The sequence below is a fragment of the Nocardioides aequoreus genome, from assembly GCF_000720335.1.
Classification (GTDB): Bacteria; Actinomycetota; Actinomycetes; order Propionibacteriales; family Nocardioidaceae; genus Marmoricola; species Marmoricola aequoreus.
Genome location: NZ_JOJN01000002.1, coordinates 424204 through 447855, shown reverse-complemented (window position 1 = coordinate 447855; position 23652 = coordinate 424204). Strand labels below are relative to the sequence as shown.

Below are 23652 nucleotides of genomic sequence, written 5' to 3'. Positions count from 1 at the left end.
GCCCCTGACGTGCGGAAAGGTCCGTTCGGAGCAGTGCGCGGCGGCGCGTTCCGACGTACCCCCGGCCAATGCCGTCGTGGAAGGCCCCTGCGCTCTCGGGAGTCCCGGTCGACGTCCGGGTGCTCGCCGAGGAGGTGGCCGCCGACCTGCAGCTGCTCACCGGCACCGTGGTCGAGGTGGTGCGGCTGCACCTGGAGGCCCTCGACACCGCCCTCTCGCTCGACATGCCCGAGCTGCTCGCCGACCAGCTGAGGTGGCAGGCCGTGCGGCTCGAGAGCGCGGGCGCGCCCTTCGGGCCCGACGACGTGGAGCGCGTCGTCCGCGAGGCGCTCGCGCCGCACCTCGACGACGCGGCCATGCGCGCCGTGCAGGACCTGCAGCACGCCGCCTCGGTGCTCGGGGCGAGCGGCAGCGTCGCCGACGGCGCCGTCGAGCTGGGCGAGGGCCCGGCCCGCGACTACCTCACCGCCGCGCTGGCGGGCCGCCGCGACGACGCCGTGAAGGTCGTGCGCGAGGCGATGCTCGCCGACCTCGACGCCGCCGACATCATGCTCACCATCCTGCAGCCGGCGCAGGTCGAGCTGGGGCGGCTCTGGGAGTCCGGCGAGATCTCGATCGCCCACGAGCACTACACGACCGCGATCACCCAGCTCGCGCTCTCGCTGCTCTACCCCCGGATGCTGCTCAACCGCACCCTGCTCGGCCACAGCATCGTGGCGCTCAGCGTCGGCTCCGAGGGCCACGAGGTCGGCATCCGGATGATCTCCGACCTGCTCGAGCAGGCCGGCTGGCGCACCGCCTACCTGGGGGCCGACGTGCCCCACCGCGACGTCGTCGAGCAGGTGGCGCTGCACCGAGCCGACGTGCTCGCGGTCTCCGCCACGATGGCCGGCCACATCAGCGGCGTCCGCGAGCTGGTGGCGATGCTGCGCGCCGACCCGCGATGCGCCGACGTCCGCGTGCTCGTCGGCGGGCGGCCCTTCACCATCAACCCCCGGCTGGCCGAGCTCGTCGGCGCCGACGGCTGGGCCCCCGACGCCAGGGGCGCGCTCGAGCTGTGCCGCTCGTGGACCGAGGTGCGGACCCGTGCACGCTGACGAGCCCGGCCACGAGCTGCTCCTCCGCGAGATGGGGCGGATCAACAGCGAGCTCGCGGCACAGCGGCGGCTCAGCGCCACCACGCTGCACGACATGTCGGGTCCGGCGCAGGTCGTGCTCGGTCTCAGCGAGTCGATGCTCGAGCACCCCGGGCTCGACCCCTTCCTGCGCGGCCGGCTCGAGCAGCTCTACCGCAGCGCCACCGCGATGGCCGACCTGCTCGCCGACCTCAACCGCGGCTTCTCCCTCGACAACCCCACCCACCTCGACGTACGCCGCCTCGAGGTCGTCGAGCTGGTCTCGTCGGTGGTCGAGCGCACCCGGCTGCTCGCCGACGCCAAGCGGATGCGCCTGCTCCTGCTCGTCGACCAGGTCGACGGCCAGGGCTGCTGGGTCGACGGCGACCCGCTCAAGCTCGAGCGGGCACTGGGCAACCTGCTCGGCAACGCCATCAAGTTCGGCCCCACCGGCTCGACGATCTCCGTGGCCGTCGACCGCGGGATCGAGCACGCCAAGGTCTCGGTGCACGACGAGGGCCCGGGCATCAGCCCGGAGGGCCAGGAGCACGTCTTCGACCTCTTCCACCGCGAGCCCGCCACCGAGCACCTGCCCGGCCAGGGGCTCGGTCTCCACGTCACCAAGCAGATCGTGGAGGGTCACGGCGGCGTCGTGAGCGTGCAGTCGCGCCCGGGGCAGGGCGCGACCTTCCTGATGGAGCTGCCGCTCTCGGTCGACGAGGTCTACGCCGACCTCGCGTGAGGCCCGGGTGAGGGTCCCGTCGCTCCCGGTCGGCGATGTCCTAGGCTGGGCCGCGTCCGACAGGGGAGCGCCACGGAGGCGCTGAGAGTGCGGTGCGCCGCAGACCCTCGAACCTGCTCCGGTTAGCACCGGCGAAGGAAGTCGAAGGAGATCGACTCATGCGTCGTCCGTTCGTCCTCACCCCCCGTCCCCACCACCGCCCCCGCCGCGGCACCCCGCTCCGTGCGCTCGCCGCGGTCCCCGTCCTGGCGCTCGTCGTCACCGCCTGCGGCAGCAGCGCCGGCGACGACGCCGCAGCCGAGGCAGACACCATCACCCTCGCCACCCACGACAGCTGGGCGATGCCCGAGGAGGTGCTGGACGCCTTCAGAGACGAGACCGGCATCGAGGTCGTGGTGCAGCCACAGGGCGACGCGGGCACGCTGACCAACAAGCTCGTGCTGACCCGCGACAACCCGCTCGCCGACGGCGTCTACGGCATCGACAACACCTTCGGCTCGCGCGCCGTCGACGAGGGCGTGCTGGCGCCGTACGACGCGGCGCTGCCCGAGGAGGCCGAGCAGTACCGGCTGCCCGGGGGCGAGCGTGAGCTGACCCCGGTCGACTTCGGCGACGTGTGCGTCAACTACGACCGCACCTGGTTCGAGGAGGAGGGCCTCGAGCCGCCGCGGTCGCTCGACGACCTGCTCGACCCGGCGTACGCCGACCTCTTCGTCACCCCCGGCGCGGCGACCTCCTCGCCCGGCCTGGCCTTCCTGCTCGCCACCGTCGCGGCCGAGGGCGACGACTGGCCGGCGTACTGGGAGGCGCTGGTCGACAACGGCGCCAAGGTCACCGCCGGCTGGTCCGACGCCTACGAGGTCGACTTCACCGCCGGTGGCGGCGGTGGCGACCGCCCGCTCGTGCTGTCGTACTCCTCCTCGCCGCCCTTCACGGTGCCGGAGGGCGGCGACGAGCCGACCACGGCCGCGCTGCTCGACACCTGCTACCGCCAGGTGGAGTACGCCGGCGTGCTCGAGGGCGCTGCCAACCCCGAGGGCATGCAGCAGCTGATCGACTTCATGGTGGGCGAGCAGTTCCAGGAGGCCCTGCCCGACAACATGTACGTCTACCCGGTGACCGACGTGGCGCTGCCGGAGGCCTGGGCCGAGCACGCCCCGACCGCCGAGACGCCGTACGCCGTCGACCCCGCGGAGGTCGCGGCCAACCGCGAGGGCTGGGTGCGCGAGTGGCGCGACCTGGTCTCGCGCTAGCGACCCGGCTGCTCCTGGCCGCGGTGCCGCTCACGGCACTGGGGCTCTTCTTCGCCTACCCCGTGGCCGGGATCCTGCTGCGCGGCCTGCGCCCGGACGGCGCCTGGGAGCTCGGCGCCGTGATCGAGGTCCTGGCACGCGAGCGGGTGCACCGGGTGCTGTGGTTCACGCTGTGGTCCGCCGCGGCCGGAACGACCCTCGCGGTGGTGCTCGGCCTCCCGGTGGCGTGGGCGCTGCACCGGCTGCGCTTCCCCGGCCGTGACCTGCTGCGCGCGCTCGTGCTGGTGCCCTTCGTGCTCCCGACCGTCGTGGTCGGGGTGGCCTTTCGGCAGCTGCTCGCGCCGTCCGGGCCGCTCGGCGGCCTTGGGCTCGACGGCACCGCGGTGGCGATCGTGCTCGCCCTGGCCTTCTTCAACGTCAGCGTCGTGGTGCGCACGGTCGGCTCCTTCTGGGAGGGGCACGACCCGCGCCGTGAGGAGGCGGCGGCCGCGCTCGGCGCCTCCCCGTGGCAGGTGTGGTGGACCGTGACGCTGCCGGGGATCCGGCCGGCCGTGGTCTCGGCGGCGAGCGTGGTCTTCCTCTTCTGCGCCACGGCCTTCGGTGTCGTGCTGACGATGGGCGGGCTGCGCTACGCCAACGTGGAGACCGAGATCTACCTGCTGACCACCCAGGAGCTGGACCTGGCCGGGGCCGCCGCGCTCTCGCTGCTCCAGCTGGCGGTCGTGGTGGGGCTGCTCGGCGTCTCCGCCCGCGCGCGCCGCGGCTCGGGACCCGTGGCGCGCTCCCCGCGTCCGCTGCCGCGCCCCGGGGTGCGTCACCTCGGGGTGCTCGCGTGGACCGCCGCCGTGGTCGCCTTCCTGATGACCCCGCTGGTCTCGCTGCTGGTGGCCTCGCTGCGTCGCGGTGACGGCTGGGGGCTGCAGAACTACGCGGCACTCGCGACCACGGGGGAGGGCAACGCGCTGCTCGTGCCGGTGACCCGCGCGCTGACCACCTCGCTGACGGTGGCGCTGCAGGCCTCGGCCTTCGCGCTCCTGCTCGGCACGCTCGTCGCCTACCTGGTCTCCCGGCCCCGGCGCGGCTCCGGTGCCGCCGTGCTCGACGGGCTCTTCATGCTGCCGCTGGGGGTCTCGGCGGTGACCGTCGGCTTCGGCTTCCTGATCACGCTCGACCGGCCCCCGCTCGACCTGCGCAGCGCCGCCCTGCTGGTCCCGGTCGCCCAGGCCATGGTGGCGCTGCCGCTGGTGGTGCGTACCGTCGCGCCGGTGCTCCATTCCGTCGACGACCGCCAGCGCCAGGCGGCCGCCTCGCTCGGCGCCGGGCCGCTCCGGGTGCTCCGCACCGTCGACCTGGCGGTCGCCTGGCGAGCGCTCCTGGCGGCGGCGGGCTTCGCCTTCGCGGTGTCGCTGGGGGAGTTCGGCGCGACCGCCTTCCTCGCCCGCGACGACGACCCCACGCTGCCGGTGGTGATCTACCGCCTGATCGGTCAGCCGGGCGCGGAGAACTTCGGCATGGCGATGGCCGCCTCGGTGGTGCTCGCCGGCACCACCACGCTGGTGGTGCTCGGGGTGCAGCGGCTGCGCGTCGGCTCAGCGGGAGCCTTCTGATGGGGCTCTCGGTCGAGGCCGTGAGCGTGCGGTACGGCGCCACGCTCGCCGTCGACGCGGTCTCGCTGGAGGTGCCGACGGGGTCGGTGACCGCCGTGCTCGGCCCCTCCGGGTGCGGCAAGTCCTCGCTGCTGCGCGTCGTGGCGGGCCTCGAGCGCCCGGCAGCCGGTCGGGTCGCCGTCGACGGTCGCGACCTGGCCCGGGTGCCGACGCACCGCCGGGGCTTCGCGCTGCTCTTCCAGGACGGCCAGCTCTTCGAGCACCTCACCGTGGCGGGCAACGTCGGCTACGCGCTGCGCCTGCGCCGGGCCCCGCGAGCCCGGCGCGAGGCCCGCGTCGCCGAGCTGCTCTCCCTGGTGGGCCTGGAGGGGTACGACGCCCGCCTGCCCGCGACGCTGTCGGGCGGCGAGCGGCAGCGGGTCGCCCTGGCGCGCGCGCTGGCGGTGGAGCCGCGGCTGCTGCTGCTCGACGAGCCGCTCTCGGCGCTCGACCGGGGACTCCGCGAGCGCCTGGCGGCCGACCTCCACGAGATCCTGCACACGGCCGGCGTCACCGCGCTGCTCGTGACCCACGACCAGGAGGAGGCCTTCGCGGTCGCCGACCGGATGGCGGTGATGCGCGAGGGTCGCGTGGTCCAGCAGGGGTCGCTGGCCGAGGTGTGGCGGCGTCCGGTCGACGCCTGGACCGCGCGCTTCCTCGGCTACGCCGAGACCCTCGAGGGCGAGCAGGCCGCGGCGCTGCGGCGCCTGGCTGCCCCGGAGGCGGACTGGTCGGCGCTGGCGCTGCGGCGCTCCGCGGTGCACCTCGACCCCGAGGGTCCCCTCGCGGCCCGGGTGCTGGAGGCCCGGCTCGACCCCGACCACGTGCGGCTGGTGCTCGACGTCAACGGCGTGGGCCGGCTCCCCGGCGTCGCCGCTCCCGGCAGCGCCGTACGGGTGGGGGAGCGGGTGCGGCTCTCCCTCGACCCCGACCGGCTCGCGTCGCTCCCTCGGGTCACGGCCTAGACTTCTGCGGGTGCGCCGCGCCTACACCCTGATGATCGCCAACACGGTGGTCATGGCGGGTCTGGCGATCGGCTTCAGCCAGTACCTCGGGATCCCGCTGCGCGACCCCGACGGCTTCCTGGGCCCCGCGTGGGTGCGGGCCCCGCTGCTGATCCTCGGCGCCTTCGTCGTCGACATCGTGCCCCGCACCCTGTGGCGCTCGCGCGGCAAGCTGGCGCAGTTCCGCAGCGAGGCGCGGCTGCTGGTGCGCGAGCACTGGACCCGCGAGCGGATCCAGCTGGTCGTGCTCGGCGTGATCTGCTTCTACATCACCTACGTCAGCTACCGGAACCTGAAGAACTACCTGCCGGTGCTGCGGGGCGAGGAGGCCCGCGTCGCGGGCGACTACGAGCTGCACAAGCTCGACCAGTGGCTCTTCCTGGGCAACGACGCCGCCGTGGTGCTGCACGACGTGCTCGGCACCGGGGTGACCGCCCACGTGCTCTCGTGGATCTACCTGATCTTCCTGCCGATCGTGCCGATCTCGGTGACGGTCTGGGTGGTGTGGTCGCGCAACGTCAGCTTCGGCTACTGGTTCGTCACCAGCCAGTGCCTGGTGTGGACCTTCGGCACCGCCAGCTACTACATGATCCCCACGCTCGGCCCCAACTTCGCCTTCCCCTTCCTCTACTCCGAGCTCGAGACCACGGAGGTGAGCGGGCTGCTGGAGGCGCTCTACTGGGGCCGGCGCGACGTGATGAGCGGGGTCTCCGACGGCGTGCAGTCGATCGCCGGCTTCGCCTCCCTGCACGTCGGCGTCACGCTGCTCGTCGCGCTGATCGCGCAGTACACCGTGCGCCACCGGATCATCAAGATCGTGTGCTGGACCTTCATGGGCCTCACCGTGCTGGCGACGACGTACTTCGGCTGGCACTACGTCGCCGACGACATCTACGGCGCCCTGATCGCCTTCACCGCCTTCTACCTCGGTGGCCTGGCCACCGGCCAGCGCTTCGACGAGCACGGGCGTCACACGCACCCGACGACCACGACGGCACGCGTCCCCTCCGACGACGAGCCGGGCCTGCGCCTCCGCGCCAAGTAGCCCCGCCGATCCGCCTCATCTGCACGCCCACCCGCCTGAGATGCGCGCCGACCCGCCTCATCTGCACGCCCACCCGCCTGAGATGCGCGCCGACCCGCCTGAGCTTCCGGCATCTGAGGCGGATCGGCGCGGACGCGCGTGACCCCTGTGTCAAGACGACACGCGAGTTACACGTGTGTATTTATGTGAAGGGTGTTCCTTGTGTGACGAAAGGGACCTAAGGTCGGCCAGGTCCGTGCCGTGGGGAAGCGGCACGGACCCCCGACGAAAGGTGTCGCGACGTGCGCCGCGCCGTCCCCTGCGCCGACCTGCGCGCCGACCTGAGCGCCGCCTCCGCCGGCCGTCCCCTCCGGGGCCGTGCCCGCGTCGTGGCCGGCCTCGCCGCGCTGCTGCTCGCCGCCACCTTGGCCCCGACGGCGACGCCCGCGTGGGCCGACGACGACGCGCCGAGCGCGGACGACGTGGCCGACGCCGAGCGCGAGGTCACCAGCTCGCGCGACCAGGTCGCGGCGATCGAGGGCTCGCTGGCCGCGGCCACGGCCCGGCTCGACGAGGCCAACCTGGCCGCCGCCCAGGCGGCCGAGGCCTACAACGGCGCGGTCTGGCAGCTGCAGCAGGCCCGGGACGACGTACGCCGCTCGGCCGCCGAGCGCCGCGAGGCCGAGGCCGACGTCGAGCGCCAGCGCTCGGGCATCGTCGGCCTGGTCACCGAGAGCTACCAGAACGGCACCGAGCTGAGCACGGCCACGGCCCTGCTCAGCGACGACGGACCGGCCGGGCTGATGAACCGGCAGGCCGTGGTCGAGAGCGCCGGCCAGTCGATGGACGCGCGCTTCCAGGACTTCGAGCGCTCCTCGGAGCGCGCCGAGCGGGCCTCCGAGCGCGCCGAGGCCGCCGAGCAGCGGCAGCAGGACCTCGCCGCCGAGGCCGAGGGCCTCGCCGCGGCCGCGGCCGGCTCGGCCCAGGCCGCCGCCGACGCGACGGTCGCCATCGAGGGGGAGCGCCAGCGCCTGATCGCGCAGCTCGCCCGCGCCCAGAGCATCTCGGTCTCCCTGGCGACCCGGCGCCAGCACGCGCTGGAGCAGCGCGCCCGGCAGCAGGCCGCCGCGGCGGCCGCGACCGCCGCCGCCGCGAGCGAGGCGGAGCAGGCGAGCGGGTCGACCGCCCCCGCGGAGGAGCCCGCCCCCGCTCCGGACCCGGCCCCCGCACCGGACCCGGCCCCCGCACCGGCACCCGAGCCGGAGCCCGCACCGGCCCCGGCCCCCGCGCCAGCACCGGCACCCGCTCCGGCGCCGGCCCCGGCACCCGCCCCCGCCCCGTCGAGCTCGGCGGTGCAGCGTGCCGTCGCCTACGCCTACGCGCAGGTCGGCAAGCCCTACCGCTGGGGCGCCGTCGGCCCCGACACCTTCGACTGCTCGGGCCTGACCATGCAGGCGTGGGCGCGCGGCGGGAAGTCGCTGCCGCACTACTCGGTGGCGCAGTACTCCGAGGGCACCCGGGTCCCCGTCTCGCAGGCCCGCGCCGGCGACCTGCTCTTCTGGAGCAGCAACGGCGCCCAGAGCGGCATCCACCACGTCGCCCTCGCGCTCGGCAGTGGCCGCTACATCGAGGCGCCGCGCACCGGTCTCGACGTCCGCGTGAGCACCTACAGCTACTGGTACCCGACCTTCGCCGTGCGCCTGTAGCGCGCTCGGCGCGAGCACTGTGACGCTTCGCGCAAAGACTGCGTGCACGGTCGTGCTCTCGGGCACAGTGAGGTCATGGCACTGCTGCAGTCCTCCGACCACCCCCGGCAGCCCGAGCCCTCCGAGGCCCCCGACAGTCCGGGCAGCTCCGACACCTCCGTCGACGTCGCCGGCCTCCGCGAGCTGCTCGACGGCCGGTACGCCGCCGTCCGCGACCAGGTGCGCCGCACCATCGCCGAGCACGCCGACCTGGTCGACGCCGGGCTCCGCCTCTCGCGCGACGACTACCGCGACCAGGTGCGCGACGTCATCGTCGACTCCGCCGGCACCGGCGCCCAGGCGCACGGCTTCCCCGAGGCCTACGGCGGGGGCGGCGACGTGGGCGCCAGCATCGCGGCCTTCGAGACGCTCGCCCTCAGCGACCTCAGCGTGCTGGTCAAGTCGGGCGTGCAGTTCGGCCTCTTCGGCGGCGCGATCCTGCAGCTCGGCACCGAGCGGCACCACGCGGCGTACCTCGAGGACCTGATCGGGGCCCGCCTGCTGGGCTGCTTCGCGATGACCGAGACGGGTCACGGCTCCAACGTGCAGGCGCTCGGCACGGTCGCGACGTACGACGCCGTGACCGACGAGTTCGTCATCCACACCCCCGACGCCTACTCGCGCAAGGACTACATCGGCAACGCCGCCCGCCACGGCACCGTCGCGGCGGTCTTCGCCCAGCTCGACGTCGACGGGGAGCGCCACGGCGTGCACGCCTTCGTCGTCCCGCTCCGCGACGAGCAGGGGCAGGTGCTGCCCGGCATCACCATCGAGGACGACGGCCCCAAGATCGGCCTCAACGGTGTCGACAACGGCCGGATCGGCTTCGACCACGTGCGCGTGCCGCGGGAGGCCCTGCTCGACCGCTACGCCACCGTCGACGAGGACGGCACCTACGCCTCGCCGATCGACAACCCCGACCGCCGCTTCTTCACCATGCTCGGCACCCTGGTGCAAGGGCGCGTCTGCGTCGGCGCCGCCGGCATCTCTGCGAGCAAGGTCGCGCTCACGCTGGCGCTACGGTACGCCGAGAAGCGCCGCCAGTTCGGCACCCCCGGGAGCGGCACGGAGGAGGTGCTGCTCGACTACGGGCTCCACCAGCGCCGGCTGCTGCCCCTGTTGGCGCGCACCTACGCGCTGCACTTCGCCCAGGAGGTGCTCTCCGACCAGCTGCACGGCATCGCGACGGCACGCTCCGGGGGCACCGAGCCCAGCGACAAGGACCAGCGGGCGCTCGAGTCGCGCGCAGCCGGCACCAAGGCGCTCGCCACGTGGCACGCCTCGGAGACGATCCAGGAGTGCCGCGAGGCCTGCGGCGGAGCCGGCTACCTGCTCGCCAACCGGCTCGGCACGCTGCGCGCCGACACCGACGTCTTCACCACCTTCGAGGGCGACAACCACATCCTGCTGCAGCTCGTGGCCAAGGGGCTGCTCACCGACTACAGCACCAACTTCGAGGAGCTCGACCAGCTCGGCATGGTCCGCTTCGTCGCCGACCTCGCCGTGGAGACGGTGATCGAGCGCACCGCGGTGCACAAGCTGCTCGAGCGCGTGCGCGACGTGCTGCCCGGCGATGCCGGCCGCGCCCCCGACGCGGGGCTGCGCGACCCGGCGTACCACCTGCAGCTGCTGCGCTGGCGCGAGGAGCACTCGCTCTCCGGCGTCGCCCGCCGGCTCAAGCGCGGCATCGACGCCGGCCACGACCCCGCCGAGGTCTTCGGGCGCGCCCAGTCGCACGTGATCCACGCGGCCCGCGCCCACGTCGAGCGCCTCGTCCTGGAGGCCTTCGTGGCCAAGCTCGACGCGCTGCCGGCCGACGACGCCAACCGCGCGGCGCTGGGCGCGCTGTGCGACCTGCACGCGCTGACCGTGATCGAGGCCGACCGCGGCTGGTTCATGGAGCACGGGCGGCTCTCGAGCGAGCGCAGCAAGGCGATCACCCGCGAGATCGCGCAGCTGTGCCGCGAGGTGCGGCCCGTGGCGGCCGACCTGTGCGACGGCTTCGGCATCCCCGAGGAGCTGCTCGACGTCGAGATGCTGCGCCAGGCGACCGCGGCGGAGTCCGGGATCGCCTGATGCCGCTGCTCGGCGGCTGGGACGCCGACCCGCTGTGGGCCACGGTCTACGACTGGACCGTGGAGCACCCGCGGCTCGGGGGCGCCGCCTGGCGGCTGGGCACCGGGAGCCCGCTCGCACGCCTGTACGCCGCCGCGGCCCCGGTCGGCGAGCAGCCCGCCGGCGCGGCGGTGCTCGACGTGCCCGTGGGCGGAGGGGTGGCCCTGCGGGCGCTGCGGCCCGGCCAGGGGCTGCGCTACGTCGCCTGCGACCTCAGCCCGGCGATGCTGGCGCGCGCGGCGTCGCGCGCCGCGGCGTACGGCGTGGAGGAGCAGGTGGAGACCGTGGCGGCCGACGTCGGGGCGCTGCCCTTCGACGACGCGACCTTCGACCTGGTCGTCAGCCTGACCGGGCTGCACTGCTTCCCCGACCCCCGACGCGCGGTGACCGAGATGGTGCGCGTGCTGCGCCCCGGTGGCTCGCTGTCGTGGTCGACGCTGCTGGAGGACAGCGGACCCCGCACCTGGCCGCTGCGCACCGTCGGCCGCCGCGCCGGCCTGCTCGGCCCCGGCGTCACCGCCCGCGAGCTCACCGGCTGGCTCCACGCCCTCCGCGTCGAGGCCACCCTGGAGCGCTCGGGCCCCTTCGGCTACGTGACCGGCACGCGGGGCTGAGCGCCGGTCTCGTGGCGCGAGTTCGTTCACTCGGGCCGCGTCAACACATCCAGAAACTCGTGGTTGACGAAGAGGATCTCCCTTCCAGCCTTCACATCGCTCAGGAGACCCGCCTGAACCAGGGCGTGCAGCCACGTCGACGCCGTCTGACGCGACACATCGCATCGATCGGCCACCATGCTGATGCGGCAGTAGGGCTGCTCGAACAGGACGGCCAAGAACTGTGCGTCCCGTCCACCCGGAGTTGCAGCGCGAGCTCGTTCGGCAATGTCCTCCTGACACTTGCGGATGGCTCCGATCTTCCGCGACGTCGACGTTGCAGACTCGCGGACAACGTCGAGCATGTAGAGAATCCAGTCGAGCCAGGCGCCTTCGGCGGTCACCGCTCGCAGAAGTCGGTAGTAGTCGTTCTTGCGGGCGATGATCGCGCGCGAGAGATAGAGGATCGGCTCGTGCAGCAGGCCGGCCTCGATCAACATCAGGATGTTGATGACACGTCCGGTCCGCCCATTTCCATCGTGAAACGGGTGGATCGCCTCGAACTGGTAGTGGGCCACTGCCATGCGCACCAACGGATCAAGATCGTCCTCGGCATGGACGAAGCGCTCCCACGCCGCGAGCTTCCCTCGAATGAGGTCGGCTCCCTCGGGCGGCGCGTACACAATCTCCCGCGTCGTGGGGTTTGCGATCCGGGTGCCGGGCACAGCTCGCACAGCCATCTCCCGAGCATGCAGCTCAGAGCAGATGCGAGCAGCCGTCGCCGCCGTAAGCGGCCGACTCCTGATCGATTCGACCCCAGCGAACAGCGCGGTCCGGTAGCGCAGCGCCTCCTTCGTGGCGTGGTCTCCCCCACCTGTGTCGACGTGCTTGAACAACTCATCGGCCGTGGTCACGATGTTCTCGATCTCAGAACTGGCCTGTGCCTCGAGCAGTGGGACAGCGTGGATCAGGATGCCGGGGTTCGGCAGCAGCTGGCCGGCCTGGGCGAGTGTCGCCAGGGCGGCGCGGGCTTCGACAGTGGCCTTGAGCACGGGCTTGGGCTCGAGGTCGAGGCCAGCCGGCGGCAGCGGTGGCAGATCGTTGAAGGGGACTTCGGGGCTCCAGGACAACGTGTCAGCTCTTTCGACTCGTCCGCACTACGTGTTAAGAATTTCAGATAAACCTAACACGTTACCTGGACGTGTCAGGAGACCCGACACATAGCTGAGGCGCCCGCGTGATGCACGAAAGTGATGCACGAAGCCCCGGAATCGGTGTCAAACGGCGGTCATGACTGAACCAGCTTGAACCGCCACGCCCCCGCTGCCCTGCAGTTTCGTCAAGATCCGTGGGCGACCGTCTACCCGGCGACCTCGTGACGCCGGTGGCCGGTTCGTCCCTGTACGACGGGGTGGGGCCATCTGGCGGTCCGTGGCAGCGCGGGAGCGGAAGGGGGAGCGGGCGACCTCAGCCGTCGGTGTGGCGACCGGCGGCGGGGGCGGCGTCGTCCTCGACCTCGGCGTGGTCGGACTCCTCGAAGCGCGTGAAGGAGGCGCGGACCTCGGCCTCGGCCTCGGTGCGGCCGACCCACTCGGCGCCCTCGACGGACTTGCCGGGCTCGAGGTCCTTGTAGACCTCGAAGAAGTGCTGGATCTCGAGGCGGTCGAACTTCGAGACGTGGTTGATGTCGCGCAGGTGCTCCAGGCGCGGGTCGGTCTCGGGGACGCAGAGGACCTTGTCGTCGCCGCCGGCCTCGTCGGTCATCCGGAACATGCCGATCGCGCGGCAGCGGATCAGGCAGCCCGGGAAGGTGGGCTCCTGCAGGATCACCAGGGCGTCGAGCGGGTCGCCGTCGAGGCCCAGGGTGTTCTCGATGAAGCCGTAGTCGGCCGGGTACTGCGTGCTGGTGAAGAGGGTGCGGTCGAGCCGGATCCGGCCACTCTCGTGGTCGACCTCGTACTTGTTGCGCTGACCCTTCGGGATCTCCACCAGTACGTCGAACTCCACCGCGACTCCTCCAGTTGCACGTCGGCACCTGACCCGTCGGCGGGCGCCCGTCCGGCTAGTCTCGCGCACGACCAACGGGAGCGCACGTCGAGAGGGGGTCGCCGCGATGGCGCGTGACCAACGCCACAGTCGGCGACGTCGACGGGTCCTCGGCTGGCTCGCCGAGCTGGTCGTGCTCGCGCTGCTCGCCTTCGCGGTGGCGGCCTACCACTACGACCTCGGCGAGCGCTGGTTCGGCTGGGGTCCCGTCGACCCGCTGGCCGAGCCCGCCGCCGTGCTGCCTCCGGTCGGGCTGCGGCTGCCGGAGCTGCCGGCCGCACCCGCGGTCGCGCCTGCCGAGGACGCCGTGGCGCCGGCGCCGGGCGCGGTCGCCGCGGCGCTGCGCCCCCAGCTGCGGGGTGAGCTGGGTGAGGAGCTCGGCGACCACTACGCCGTGCTCGTCACCGACCTCGCCTCGGGCGAGGAGGCCTTCAGCGCCGGCGCTGCGCGCACCATCCCCGCCTCCACGACCAAGATCCTCACCGCGGTGGCGGCGCTCGAGGCGCTCGCACCGACCGACCGCTTCGCGACCACGGTGCGCTGGCTGCCGGGGCAGCGACGGCTGGTGCTGGTCGGCGGCGGCGACCCCTACCTGGAGCGCTCGCCGGCCGACGCCGAGGGGCTCTACCCCGAGCGGGCCGACCTCGCCACCCTCGCCCGGCGTACGGCGCAGGCGCTGCGGGCGGAGGGCATCGACCTGGCCGGACTGCGGCTCGGCTTCGACGACAGCCTCTTCACCGGACCCGCGGTCAATCCCACCTGGCCAGACCGCTACCTCGACGACATCACCTCGGGGGTCAGCGCGCTCTGGGTCGACCAGGCCGAGCTGGAGGAGGGGGTCGGCTTCGCCGAGGACCCCGCGCTGCAGGCGGCCGGCGTCTTCGCGGCAGCGCTCGAGCGTGCCGGCGTGGAGGTGGCGGGGGAGCCCCGGCGCCGCGCCGCTCCGGACGACGCGGCCGAGGTCGCCCGCGTCGAGGGGGCTCCGGTCGGCGAGGTGGTCGAGCGGATGCTCGCCACGAGCGACAACCAGGCCGCCGACGTGCTCGCCCACCACGTCGGGCTGGCCGAGCGGGGCGAGGGGTCCTTCGTGGCGGGCGCGGCCGCCACGCTCGACGTCGTACGCCGCCTCGGCGTCCCGGCGCGGGGCGACCGGTTGCTCGACGGCAGCGGGCTCTCGCGACGCAACGCGCTGTCGGCCCGGACCCTGGCCGCCACGCTGCGGGTCGCCGCGTCGCCGGAGCACCCGCGGTTGCGGCACGCCGTCACCGGGCTGCCGGTGGCGGGCTTCTCGGGGTCGCTCGCGGCGCGGCTCGACGACGGTCCGCAGGACGCCCTCGGTCGCGTCCGGGCCAAGACCGGCACCCTCACCTCGGTGCACGGCCTCGCGGGCGTCGTCGACACCGCCGACGGGGCGCGCATGGCCTTCGTCGCCATCACCGACTCCGCCCCGGCCGACGGCGAGCTCGACGCGCAGCTGCGCGTCGACGCACTGGCGGCCGCGCTGGCCGCGTGCCGCTGCGGCGTAGGGTCGTGACATGAGCGAGCCAGCCGCCCGCGCCGGGATGATCGACTGGGACCTGGCGGTGAAGGTGGGCTCGCGACTCGTGGGCGAGGGCCCCCGGGTCTCGCGCGACGAGGCCCGCGACGCCGTCGCCGAGCTGCGGGCGGGAGCCGACCGCTCCACCGCCCTGGTCCGCGACTACACCGGCCTGGTCGCCACCGACCGCAGCGCTCCGGTCCTGGTGGTCGACCGCCCCGGCTGGATCCAGGCCAATGCCGACGCCTTCTCCGAGATCATCGGTCCGCTGGTGGAGCGGCTGCAGGGCAAGAAGGGCGCCCCCGGGCCGGTCGCCGAGGCGATCGGGTCCCGCATCACCGGCGCCGAGGTCGGCGCGATGCTCGGCTTCCTGGGCTCGAAGGTGCTCGGGCAGTTCGACCCCTTCCACGACCGGCCGGGCGAGCAGGGACGACTGCTGCTGGTCGCGCCCAACGTCGTGCACGTCGAGCGCGAGCTCGGCGCCGACCCCACCGACTTCCGGCTCTGGGTGTGCCTGCACGAGGAGACCCACCGGGTGCAGTTCACCGCCGTGCCTTGGATGACCGACCACCTGCGCGGCGAGATGGAGACCCTGCTCGGCAGCGTGCGCACCGACGTGGGCGAGCTGCTCGGCGACGTCGTCCGCACCCTGGGCGAGCTCCGCAAGGGCGAGCGCGACGGCAGCCTGGTCGACCTCTTCGCCACCGAGGAGCAGCGCGCCACCATCGACCGCGTCACCGGGGTGATGAGCCTGCTCGAGGGGCACGCCGACGTGGTGATGGACGGCGTCGGTCCCGAGGTCATCCCGAGCGTCGCGGAGATCCGCAAGCGCTTCACGCGACGCCGGCAGGGCGTCGGCCCGCTCGACCGCGTGCTCCGCCGGCTGCTGGGGCTGGACCAGAAGATGGCGCAGTACCGCGACGGTGCGGTCTTCGTGCGCACCGTCGTCGACAAGGTGGGGATGGACGGCTTCAACGCCGTCTGGACCGCCCCCGAGCAGCTCCCCAGCAAGGCCGAGATCCTCGACCCGGCGCTCTGGGTGGCGCGCGTCCACGGATGAGCGCCCTGGCGGTCCGCCAGGCCGTGCGCGAGCACCTGGCCGGCACCGTGCTCGTGGCGTGCTCCGGCGGGGCCGACTCGCTGGCGCTGCTCGTCGCCGCCGTCGCCGAGCGGGGTGCAGCGCGGGTCGTCGGCGTCGTCGTCGACCACGGGCTGCAGGCCGGGTCGGCCGCCCACACCGCCCGCGTCGTCGACCAGATGGCCGCCCTCGGGGTCGACGAGACGGCCTCGATCAGGGTCACCGTCGACCCCGGTCACCGGGGCGTCGAGGCGGGGGCGCGCGAGGCGAGGTACGCCGCGCTGGGCCAGCTGGCGCGTCACTTCGCGGCCGACGTCGTGCTGCTCGGCCACACGCTCGACGACCAGGCCGAGACCGTGCTGCTCGGGCTCACCCGCGGCTCCGGGGGCCGCTCGATCGCCGGGATGCGGCCGGCCCACGACCGCGACGGCGTGACCTTCGTCCGGCCGCTGCTCGACGTCACCCGTGCCGAGACCGAGGCCGCCTGCCGCGAGCAGGACCTCACCTGGTGGGAGGACCCCCACAACGCCGACCGGCGCTTCGTCCGCTCCCGGATCCGCCACGAGGTCGTGCCGACGCTCGAGCGCGAGCTCGGTCCCGGTGTCGCCGCCGCGCTCGCGCGCACCGCGCAGTCCGTGCGGGAGGACGTCGACGCGCTCGACGACATGGCCGAGGCCTGGCTCGCGGCGTCCGTGGGCGAGGTCCGCGTCGACGGTCTCCGGGGGCTCCCGCCGGCGCTGGGGCACCGCGTCGTCCGGCTCGCGGCGCTGGCGGCCGGGGCCCTGCCCGGCGAGCTCACCCGCGCCCACGTGCTCGCGGTCGCCTCGCTGGCCGACGGTCCCGGCGGGCGGCTGATCCGCCTGCCCGGTCACCTCACGGCGTTCCGGGAGGACGGCGTGCTGCGCTTCGGCGCGACGCCGCCGACCGGCTAGAGCACCTCGGCCAGCAGCCGCAGCGTGCTCTCGCGCGTGGGGGAGGTGCGGGGGTCGGTGCCCGGGAGGGCGCCGGCCACCGGGTGCAGCATGACCTCGTCGACGTCGAAGGTGGCGGCGAGCTCACGCACCTGCTTGGCGGCCGAGGCCGGGTCGCCGATCACCCAGCGCTCGAGCATCGCGGTGGCGAGCGGCTCGTGCTCCGGCGCGACGACGGCGTCGGGCACGAGCGGCTGCGGCAGCAGCGGCCGACCGGTGCGCAGCGCGACCATGGCGGTCAGGTTGGGCCGCGCGAGCTCGAGCGCCTCGTCGTACGTCGGCGCGACGACGGCGTTGACCGTGAGGAAGGTCTGCGGTGCGGCGAGCCGCTCCGAGGCCTGGAAGCCCTGCCGGTAGAGCGCGAGCGCGTCGGCGGTGCCCTCACCGGAGAAGTGGTGGGCGAAGACGTAGGGCAGCCCCTGCTGCGCCGCCAGCCGCGCCGAGTAGTCGCTGGAGCCGAGCAGCCACACCGGCGGCACGGAGGTGGCGTACGGCGTCGCGCGCAGCGGGTGGGTGCCGCTGGGCAGCTGCAGCCCGACGCCGTCGGGCGACATCATCGCGAGCACCTCCTCGACGTACTGCGGGAAGCGCGAGACCGCGTCGTCCCCGACGCCCCCGGCGCCGTGGCGCAGCGCCCACGAGGTCACGGGGTCGGAGCCCGGGGCGCGGCCGATCCCGAGGTCGATCCGCCCGGGGTACGCCGCCTCGAGCAGCGCGAACTGCTCGGCCACCACGAGCGGCGCGTGGTTGGGGAGCATCACCCCGCCGGACCCCACCCGGATCCGCGACGTCGCCCCGGCCAGCATCGAGATGAGGAGCGGCGGGTTGGTGGCGGCGACCGCCGGCATGTTGTGGTGCTCGGCCACCCAGTAGCGCTCGAAGCCGAGCTGGTCGGCGACGACCGCGAGCGCGGTGGAGGCCGCGAGGGCGTCGCCGGTGGTCTGGTCGGTGCGGACGGGCACGAGGTCGAGGACCGAGAGGCGCATGCCGGTCCAACGCCGCACCCTGCCCGTCGCATTCCTGACGCCGCCCGTCGTCCGGGGTCGGGCGCTGTGGCAGGCTGCGCCCATGGACGCCAGCAGCGTGCAGGGAGACCTGGTCGACGTCATGTTCACCGAGGCGCAGATCCAGGCCAAGCTGGCCGAGATGGCGCGGCAGATCGAGCGTGACTACGAGGGCGAGGAGCTCCTCCTCGTCGGGGTGCTGCGCGGGGCGGTGATGGTGATGGCCGACCTGGCCCGCGCGCTCGACCGCCACGTCGAGATCGACTGGATGGCGGTCTCGTCCTACGGCTCGGGCACCAAGTCCAGCGGCGTGGTGCGCATCCTCAAGGACCTCGACACCGACATCAGCGGGCGCCACGTGCTGATCGTCGACGAGATCATCGACACCGGCCTCACGCTGAGCTGGCTGACCTCCAACCTCGCCAGCCGCGACCCCGCGAGCGTCGAGATCGGCACCCTGCTGCGCAAGCCGGAGGCCGCCAAGATGGACGTCGACGTCAAGTACGTCGGCTGGGACATCCCCAATGAATTCGTCGTCGGCTACGGCCTCGACTACGACGAGCGCTACCGCAACCTGCGCGACATCGGCACGCTCGCGCCGCACGTCTACGGCTGAGGCCGGGTGACGGGACCGCGACCGCCCACCTCGCGACCCCCCCATTTGGCCACCTGAGAGGATGACGCACGTGAAGAAGTACGTGCGCAGCCCGTGGCTGTGGATCGTCGTGGCCACGGTCGGGGTCCTGCTGGCGCTGAACTACCTCGTGCCCAACGGCGGCTACGAGGAGGTGCGCACCTCGACGATGGTGCGCTACATCCAGGACGGCGACGTCGACCGGATCACCTTCGTCGACGGCGGCGACCAGCGGATCGAGGCCACCCTCGACGACGACCGCGAGGTCACCGCGACCTGGGTGGCGGGCCAGCAGCAGCGGCTGGTCAACGAGGTGCAGCGGCAGATCGCGGCCGACGAGATCGAGAGCTACACCGTCGAGAACCCCCAGCCGAGCGTGCTCGGGTCGCTCTTCACCTTCCTGCTGCCCTTCGTCATCATCATCGCGCTCTTCCTCTTCCTGATGAACCAGGTGCAGGGCGGCGGCGGTCGCGTCATGCAGTTCGCCAAGTCCAAGGCCAAGCTGATCACCAAGGACATGCCGAAGACGACCTTCGCCGACGTCGCCGGCAACGACGAGGCCATCGAGGAGCTCGGCGAGATCAAGGAGTTCCTGCAGGAGCCCGCGAAGTTCCAGGCCGTGGGGGCCAAGATCCCCAAGGGCGTGCTGCTGTACGGCGCCCCGGGCACCGGCAAGACGCTGCTGGCCCGCGCGGTCGCCGGCGAGGCCGGCGTGCCCTTCTACTCCATCTCCGGGTCCGACTTCGTCGAGATGTTCGTCGGCGTCGGCGCCAGCCGCGTCCGCGACCTCTTCGAGCAGGCCAAGGAGAACGCTCCGGCCATCGTCTTCATCGACGAGATCGACGCCGTCGGCCGACACCGCGGTGCCGGCATGGGCGGCGGCCACGACGAGCGCGAGCAGACGCTCAACCAGCTGCTCGTCGAGATGGACGGCTTCGACGTGCGCGGCGGTGTCATCCTCATCGCCGCGACCAACCGTCCCGACATCCTCGACCCGGCGCTGCTGCGCCCGGGTCGCTTCGACCGGCAGATCTCCGTCGACGCCCCCGACCTGGAGGGACGCGAGCAGATCCTCCGCGTCCACGCGCGCGGCAAGCCGATCGCCGACGACGTCGACCTGCGCTCCGTCGCGCGCCGCACGCCCGGCTTCTCGGGCGCCGACCTGGCCAACGTGCTCAACGAGGCGGCGCTGCTGACCGCGCGGGAGAACAAGCTGCAGATCGACGCGCTCGCGCTCGACGAGGCGATCGACCGCGTCATCGCCGGCCCGCAGAAGCGCTCCCGGCTGATGAGCGAGAAGGAGAAGCTCATCACCGCCTACCACGAGGGCGGCCACGCCCTCGTCGCCGCGGCGCTGCCCGGCACCGACCCCGTGCACAAGGTCACGATCCTGCCGCGCGGCCGCGCGCTGGGCTACACGATGGTGCTGCCCGACGAGGACAAGTACTCCCAGACCCGCGCCGAGATGCTCGACCAGCTGGCCTACATGCTCGGCGGCCGGGCCGCCGAGGAGATGGTCTTCCACGACCCCACCACCGGGGCCGGCAACGACATCGAGAAGGCCACCTCGCTGGCGCGGGCGATGGTCACGCAGTACGGCATGACCGAGCGGCTCGGTGCCATCAAGCTGGGCGACAGCCAGGGCGAGCCCTTCATGGGCCGCGACATGGGCCACACCCGCAACTACTCCGAGGACGTCGCCGCGGTCGTCGACGAGGAGACCAAGCGGCTGCTCACGACGGCCCACCAGGAGGCCTTCGACATCCTCGAGGAGAACCGTGACGTCCTCGACGCGCTGGTGCTCGCGCTGATGGAGAAGGAGACCCTCGACAAGGAGCAGATCGCCGAGGTCTTCGAGCCGCTGCGCCGCCGCCCGGTGCGGCCGGCCTGGACCGGCTCGCCGACGCGCAACCCCTCCGACATCCCGCCGGTCGTCATCCCCGAGCGCATCCGCCGTGCGGCCGCCAACGGCGCGGCGCCCGAGGAGGAGGGGGCCGTCGTGCTCACCCCGCCCGGCGCCGGCGGCGACACCCACGGCGACCCGTCGCTCGGCGGCGGCGAGCCGCCCGCACCCCCGTCGCCCGGACAGGCCTGAGCCGACGTGAGCGGGTCCGGCATCGACCCCGTCGGCGAGGGGCAGGGCGCGATCGCGCACTTCGACCAGGCACGCGCCGAGGCAGCCGTGCGCGAGCTGCTCCACGCCATCGGCGAGGACCCCGAGCGCGAGGGGCTGCGCGACACCCCCGCGCGCGTCGCCCGGGCGTACGCCGAGCTCACCCTGGGGCTGCACCAGACGCCCGAGGAGGTGCTCACCACCACCTTCGACCTCGGCCACGACGAGATGGTGCTGGTGCGCGACATCGAGCTGTGGTCGATGTGCGAGCACCACCTGGTGCCCTTCACCGGCGTCGCCCACGTCGGCTACATCCCCAACGGCAGCGGCAAGATCACCGGGCTCTCCAAGCTCGCCCGCGTGGTCGACGTCTTCGCCAAGCGCCCGCAGGTGCAGGAGCGGCTGACCACCCAGGTCGCCGACGCCCTGGTGCGGATCCTGGAGCCGCGCGGGGTGATCGTGGTCATCGAGGCCGAGCACCTGTGCATGACGATGCGCGGCGTCCGCAAGGCCGGTGCCCGCACCATCACCTCGGCCGTGCGCGGCATGATGCACCAGCCCGCGACCCGGGCCGAGGCCATGTCGCTGATCCTCGCCTCGCGCTGATGCGCTCGGCAGGCCTCCCGCGCTCGGCCTGGGCCGACGGCCTGCCGCGCCCGCCCCAACCGCTGGTCATGGGGATCGTCAACGTCACGCCCGACTCCTTCTCCGACGGCGGCCGGTGGGCCGACACCGACCGCGCCGTCGAGCACGGCCTGGCGCTGCTGGAGGAGGGCGCCGACCTGCTCGACGTCGGAGGCGAGTCGACCCGACCCGGCGCCACCCGGCCACTGCTCACCGAGGAGCTCGACCGGGTCGTCCCCGTCATCCGCGAGCTGGTGGCGGCCGACGCCGCGGTCTCGGTCGACACCATGCGCCACGAGGTGGCGGCGGCCGCGCTCGAGGCCGGCGCCGTGATGGTCAACGACGTCTCGGGCGGCCTGGCCGACCCGGCGGTGCTCGACGTCGTCGCCGGGGCCGGAGCGGCGTACGTCGCGATGCACTGGCGCGCGCACGCCCAGCAGATGCAGCAGCACGCGCAGTACGCCGACGTGGTCGTCGAGGTGCGCGACGAGCTGGCGCAGCGGGTGGCGACCGCCGACCGGGCCGGTGTCGACCTCGACCGCCTGGTGCTCGACCCCGGCCTCGGCTTCGCCAAGACCGCCGACCACAACTGGTCGCTGCTGCAGCGACTCCCCGAGCTCGGCGAGCTCGGGCTCCCGCTGCTGGTGGGCTCGAGCCGCAAGTCTTTCCTGGGCACGCTCCTGGCCGACGCCGACGGCACCCCGCGCCCCGTCGACGAGCGCGAGGACGCCGGTGTGGCCCTGACCACACTGGCCGCCATGCAGGGGGTCTGGGGGGTGCGGGTGCACCAGGTGCGGGGCAGCCGCGACGCCCTCCGGGTGCTGGAGAGGTGGTCGCGGACCCCGGGTAGGGTCGGGCCACGATGAGCCACTCCGCCGCCGTCCCCGCAGGCCAGGCGCCCGGTCCGCCGGCGACCCCGCCGCGCCGGGCCGACCGGCTCTCGGTGCGGGGGCTCCGCTTCCAGGGCCACCACGGCGTCTTCGAGCACGAGCGCCGCGAGGGCCAGGAGTTCGTCGTCGACGTGACGCTGCTCACCGACACCCGGCCCGCGGCGCTCAGCGACGAGTTGCGCGACACCATCGACTACGGGACGCTCGTCGAGCAGGTCCGAGCGGTGGTGCAGGGCGAGCCCGTCGACCTGATCGAGACGCTCGCCCACCGCATCGCCGAGGTGTGCTTGAGTCATCCGGCCGTGCTCGAGGCCGAAGTCACCGTGCACAAGCCGCACGCACCGATCCAGGCGTCGTTCGACGACGTCACCCTGACCATCCTCCGAAGCCGACGAGGAGTCGTTTCGTGACCGAGTCACCCAATCCCCACATCATCGACGCCGACAGCCTCACCGGTGAGATGCGCCCCATCCGGCGCGCGGTGATCTCGCTGGGGTCCAACAAGGGCGAGCGCCACAACTCCCTGCAGGGCGCCGTCGACTCCCTCGCCGACACCCCCGACGTGTGGGTCACCTCGGTCTCGCCCGTCTACGAGACCGAGCCGGTCGACGCCCCCGAGGGCTCCAAGCCCTTCCTCAACGCCGTGCTGCTGCTCGACACCACGCTCTCGGCGCCGGTGCTGCTCGAGCGCGCGCTGGCCGTGGAGTCGGCGTACGGCCGGGAGCGCAGCGGCACCCCCAACGAGCCGCGCACGCTCGACGTCGACCTCATCGTGCTGGGCGACCGGCGCGCCGACGACCCCGAGCTCAAGCTGCCGCACCCCAAGGCCGCCGAGCGTGCCTTCGTGCTGGTGCCGTGGCTCGACCTCGAGCCCGACGCCGAGATCCCCGGCGTGGGCGCGGTGGCCGACCTGGTCGAGCAGACCGGTCGCGACGGCGTCGTGCGCCGCGACGACATCGAGCTCGAGCTTCACTGAGGCTCCGGGCTTGACCGACCAGTCCGGACGGCGCCCGAACGAGGGCCCGAACGAGGGCCCCGACGAGGGGCCCGACGACGAGCAGCCGGGCAGCGTCCGGCCCACGGGCCACCGGCCCCTCGCCGCGCTCGTCGTGCTGGGGCTGGTGGGCGGCTGGTCGCTGCGCTTCCTGGCGCTGCGCACCTCCCGGCCCGAGCCCGACGTGCCCTGGACGTCGGTGGCGCTGCTGGCGCTCACCGCGGCGATCCTGGCGACCACCGCGCTGCTGACGCGGCGCGTCGTACGCCGTGACCGGGGCCGGCTGGCCCACCACCAGGCCGTCAACCGGCTGGTGCTGGCCAAGGCCTCGGCCCTGGTCGGCGCGCTGCTGCTCGGTGGGTACGCCGGCTACGCGCTGGCGCAGGTCGGCGTCGGCACCCCGGGCTCGGGCGCCCGGCTGGTGCTCGCGGCGCTGGCCGCCCTGGCGGCCCTGGCGATGACGGCCGGCGCGCTGCTCCTCGAGCACGCGTGTCGCGTCCCACCACGCGAGACCTAGCACCTAC

22 protein-coding genes and 1 riboswitch are annotated in these 23652 nt (G+C 73.5%); of the genes, 19 read left to right on the top strand and 3 right to left on the bottom strand.

What is annotated here, in order from left to right; all coding sequences use genetic code 11:
• Positions 1-68 precede the first annotated feature (68 nt).
• The 9 genes from IG63_RS21315 (at position 69) to IG63_RS0104630 (ending at position 11258) form a co-directional block, all read left to right on the top strand.
• Positions 69-1097 carry a cobalamin B12-binding domain-containing protein gene (locus IG63_RS21315; RefSeq protein WP_084596613.1) on the top strand — a complete coding sequence of 343 codons (1029 nt, stop codon included), beginning with the start codon at positions 69-71 and terminating at the stop codon, positions 1095-1097.
• The gene (locus IG63_RS0104665) at positions 1087-1857 is read left to right on the top strand and encodes a sensor histidine kinase (RefSeq protein WP_030483219.1); all 771 of its coding nucleotides are present in this window, start codon (positions 1087-1089) and stop codon (positions 1855-1857) included. Before IG63_RS21315 ends, IG63_RS0104665 begins: the two co-directional genes overlap by 11 nt.
• Before the next feature lie 51 nt (positions 1858-1908).
• Positions 1909-2014: riboswitch (TPP riboswitch) on the top strand.
• Position 2015: 1 nt separating this feature from the next.
• Positions 2016-3110, top strand: coding sequence for a thiamine ABC transporter substrate-binding protein (locus IG63_RS0104660; RefSeq protein ID WP_036194398.1), 1095 nt, complete (start codon positions 2016-2018; stop codon positions 3108-3110).
• Positions 3086-4717: an ABC transporter permease gene (locus IG63_RS0104655; protein ID WP_030483217.1), complete on the top strand. Its 1632-nt coding sequence runs from the start codon at positions 3086-3088 to the stop codon at positions 4715-4717. The genes IG63_RS0104660 and IG63_RS0104655 overlap by 25 nt, the downstream gene beginning before the upstream one ends.
• Positions 4717-5721, top strand: coding sequence for an ABC transporter ATP-binding protein (locus IG63_RS0104650; protein WP_030483216.1), 1005 nt, complete (start codon positions 4717-4719; stop codon positions 5719-5721). The genes IG63_RS0104655 and IG63_RS0104650 overlap by 1 nt, the downstream gene beginning before the upstream one ends.
• 10 nt (positions 5722-5731) lie before the next feature.
• Positions 5732-6805 carry a phosphatase PAP2 family protein gene (locus IG63_RS0104645; protein ID WP_245604325.1) on the top strand — a complete coding sequence of 358 codons (1074 nt, stop codon included), beginning with the start codon at positions 5732-5734 and terminating at the stop codon, positions 6803-6805.
• Positions 6806-7086: 281 nt separating this feature from the next.
• Entirely contained in the window at positions 7087-8490 is a 1404-nt protein-coding gene (locus IG63_RS21310; protein ID WP_051706145.1) for a C40 family peptidase, read from the top strand.
• A 75-nt stretch (positions 8491-8565) separates the two neighbouring features.
• Positions 8566-10605, top strand: a complete 2040-nt coding sequence (locus tag IG63_RS0104635; RefSeq protein WP_051706144.1) for an acyl-CoA dehydrogenase family protein — start codon at positions 8566-8568, stop codon at positions 10603-10605.
• Positions 10605-11258, top strand: a complete 654-nt coding sequence (locus IG63_RS0104630; protein ID WP_051706143.1) for a class I SAM-dependent methyltransferase — start codon at positions 10605-10607, stop codon at positions 11256-11258. The genes IG63_RS0104635 and IG63_RS0104630 overlap by 1 nt, the downstream gene beginning before the upstream one ends.
• Positions 11259-11284: 26 nt before the next feature.
• Here IG63_RS0104630 and IG63_RS0104625 read toward each other — a convergent pair whose 3' ends face one another.
• Complete coding sequence (locus IG63_RS0104625) at positions 11285-12367, bottom strand: Fic family protein (protein ID WP_030483211.1); 1083 nt, start codon at positions 12365-12367, stop codon at positions 11285-11287.
• Between the two features lie 337 nt (positions 12368-12704).
• Positions 12705-13244: an inorganic diphosphatase gene (locus IG63_RS0104620; RefSeq protein WP_051706142.1), complete on the bottom strand. Its 540-nt coding sequence runs from the start codon at positions 13242-13244 to the stop codon at positions 12705-12707.
• Positions 13245-13350: 106 nt separating this feature from the next.
• Here IG63_RS0104620 and dacB point away from each other — a divergent pair, with 106 nt between their 5' ends.
• From dacB to tilS, 3 genes are read left to right on the top strand one after another with little or no spacing between them, the layout of a single operon-like run.
• The gene (gene dacB, locus IG63_RS0104615; RefSeq protein WP_051706141.1) at positions 13351-14817 is read left to right on the top strand and encodes a D-alanyl-D-alanine carboxypeptidase/D-alanyl-D-alanine endopeptidase; all 1467 of its coding nucleotides are present in this window, start codon (positions 13351-13353) and stop codon (positions 14815-14817) included.
• A gap of 1 nt (position 14818) precedes the next feature.
• The gene (locus tag IG63_RS0104610) at positions 14819-15880 is read left to right on the top strand and encodes a zinc-dependent metalloprotease (RefSeq protein WP_030483208.1); all 1062 of its coding nucleotides are present in this window, start codon (positions 14819-14821) and stop codon (positions 15878-15880) included.
• Complete coding sequence (tilS, locus tag IG63_RS0104605; protein WP_030483207.1) at positions 15877-16830, top strand: tRNA lysidine(34) synthetase TilS; 954 nt, start codon at positions 15877-15879, stop codon at positions 16828-16830. The genes IG63_RS0104610 and tilS overlap by 4 nt, the downstream gene beginning before the upstream one ends.
• Here tilS and IG63_RS0104600 read toward each other — a convergent pair.
• Complete coding sequence (locus tag IG63_RS0104600; RefSeq protein ID WP_030483206.1) at positions 16827-17855, bottom strand: LLM class flavin-dependent oxidoreductase; 1029 nt, start codon at positions 17853-17855, stop codon at positions 16827-16829. The two genes, tilS and IG63_RS0104600, sit on opposite strands and share 4 nt — an antisense overlap.
• An 82-nt stretch (positions 17856-17937) precedes the next feature.
• Between IG63_RS0104600 and hpt the strand changes: the two genes are divergently transcribed.
• From hpt to IG63_RS0104565, 7 genes are all read left to right on the top strand, one after another.
• Complete coding sequence (gene hpt, locus IG63_RS0104595; RefSeq protein WP_030483205.1) at positions 17938-18489, top strand: hypoxanthine phosphoribosyltransferase; 552 nt, start codon at positions 17938-17940, stop codon at positions 18487-18489.
• A gap of 61 nt (positions 18490-18550) precedes the next feature.
• Positions 18551-20602, top strand: coding sequence for an ATP-dependent zinc metalloprotease FtsH (ftsH, locus tag IG63_RS0104590; protein ID WP_084596612.1), 2052 nt, complete (start codon positions 18551-18553; stop codon positions 20600-20602).
• 51 nt (positions 20603-20653) lie between these two features.
• The gene (folE, locus tag IG63_RS0104585; protein ID WP_245604351.1) at positions 20654-21226 is read left to right on the top strand and encodes a GTP cyclohydrolase I FolE; all 573 of its coding nucleotides are present in this window, start codon (positions 20654-20656) and stop codon (positions 21224-21226) included.
• On the top strand, positions 21226-22110 hold the full coding sequence (gene folP / locus IG63_RS0104580; RefSeq protein WP_051706140.1) for a dihydropteroate synthase: 885 nt from the start codon (positions 21226-21228) through the stop codon (positions 22108-22110). Before folE ends, folP begins: the two co-directional genes overlap by 1 nt.
• Positions 22107-22544, top strand: a complete 438-nt coding sequence (gene folB / locus IG63_RS0104575; RefSeq protein ID WP_084596611.1) for a dihydroneopterin aldolase — start codon at positions 22107-22109, stop codon at positions 22542-22544. Before folP ends, folB begins: the two co-directional genes overlap by 4 nt.
• Entirely contained in the window at positions 22541-23110 is a 570-nt protein-coding gene (gene folK / locus IG63_RS0104570; RefSeq protein WP_030483200.1) for a 2-amino-4-hydroxy-6-hydroxymethyldihydropteridine diphosphokinase, read from the top strand. Before folB ends, folK begins: the two co-directional genes overlap by 4 nt.
• 10 nt (positions 23111-23120) lie before the next feature.
• Positions 23121-23645, top strand: coding sequence for a DUF3180 family protein (locus IG63_RS0104565; protein ID WP_051706139.1), 525 nt, complete (start codon positions 23121-23123; stop codon positions 23643-23645).
• Positions 23646-23652: the final 7 nt, after the last annotated feature.

What these genes read in the sequence shown, in the direction of transcription:
- folP (WP_051706140.1), top strand. Translation starts at nt 21,226, where the DNA reads ATGCGCTCGGCAGGCCTCCCGCGCTCGGCCTGGGCCGACGGCCTGCCG.
- IG63_RS0104650 (WP_030483216.1), top strand. Translation starts at nt 4,717, where the DNA reads ATGGGGCTCTCGGTCGAGGCCGTGAGCGTGCGGTACGGCGCCACGCTC.
- IG63_RS0104635 (WP_051706144.1), top strand. Translation starts at nt 8,566, where the DNA reads ATGGCACTGCTGCAGTCCTCCGACCACCCCCGGCAGCCCGAGCCCTCC.
- ftsH (WP_084596612.1), top strand. Translation starts at nt 18,551, where the DNA reads ATGACGCACGTGAAGAAGTACGTGCGCAGCCCGTGGCTGTGGATCGTC.
- IG63_RS0104600 (WP_030483206.1), bottom strand. Translation starts at nt 17,855, where the DNA reads ATGCGCCTCTCGGTCCTCGACCTCGTGCCCGTCCGCACCGACCAGACC.
- IG63_RS0104660 (WP_036194398.1), top strand. Translation starts at nt 2,016, where the DNA reads ATGCGTCGTCCGTTCGTCCTCACCCCCCGTCCCCACCACCGCCCCCGC.
- folB (WP_084596611.1), top strand. Translation starts at nt 22,107, where the DNA reads ATGAGCCACTCCGCCGCCGTCCCCGCAGGCCAGGCGCCCGGTCCGCCG.
- dacB (WP_051706141.1), top strand. Translation starts at nt 13,351, where the DNA reads ATGGCGCGTGACCAACGCCACAGTCGGCGACGTCGACGGGTCCTCGGC.
- tilS (WP_030483207.1), top strand. Translation starts at nt 15,877, where the DNA reads ATGAGCGCCCTGGCGGTCCGCCAGGCCGTGCGCGAGCACCTGGCCGGC.
- IG63_RS21315 (WP_084596613.1), top strand. Translation starts at nt 69, where the DNA reads ATGCCGTCGTGGAAGGCCCCTGCGCTCTCGGGAGTCCCGGTCGACGTC.
- IG63_RS0104610 (WP_030483208.1), top strand. Translation starts at nt 14,819, where the DNA reads ATGAGCGAGCCAGCCGCCCGCGCCGGGATGATCGACTGGGACCTGGCG.
- hpt (WP_030483205.1), top strand. Translation starts at nt 17,938, where the DNA reads ATGGACGCCAGCAGCGTGCAGGGAGACCTGGTCGACGTCATGTTCACC.
- IG63_RS0104630 (WP_051706143.1), top strand. Translation starts at nt 10,605, where the DNA reads ATGCCGCTGCTCGGCGGCTGGGACGCCGACCCGCTGTGGGCCACGGTC.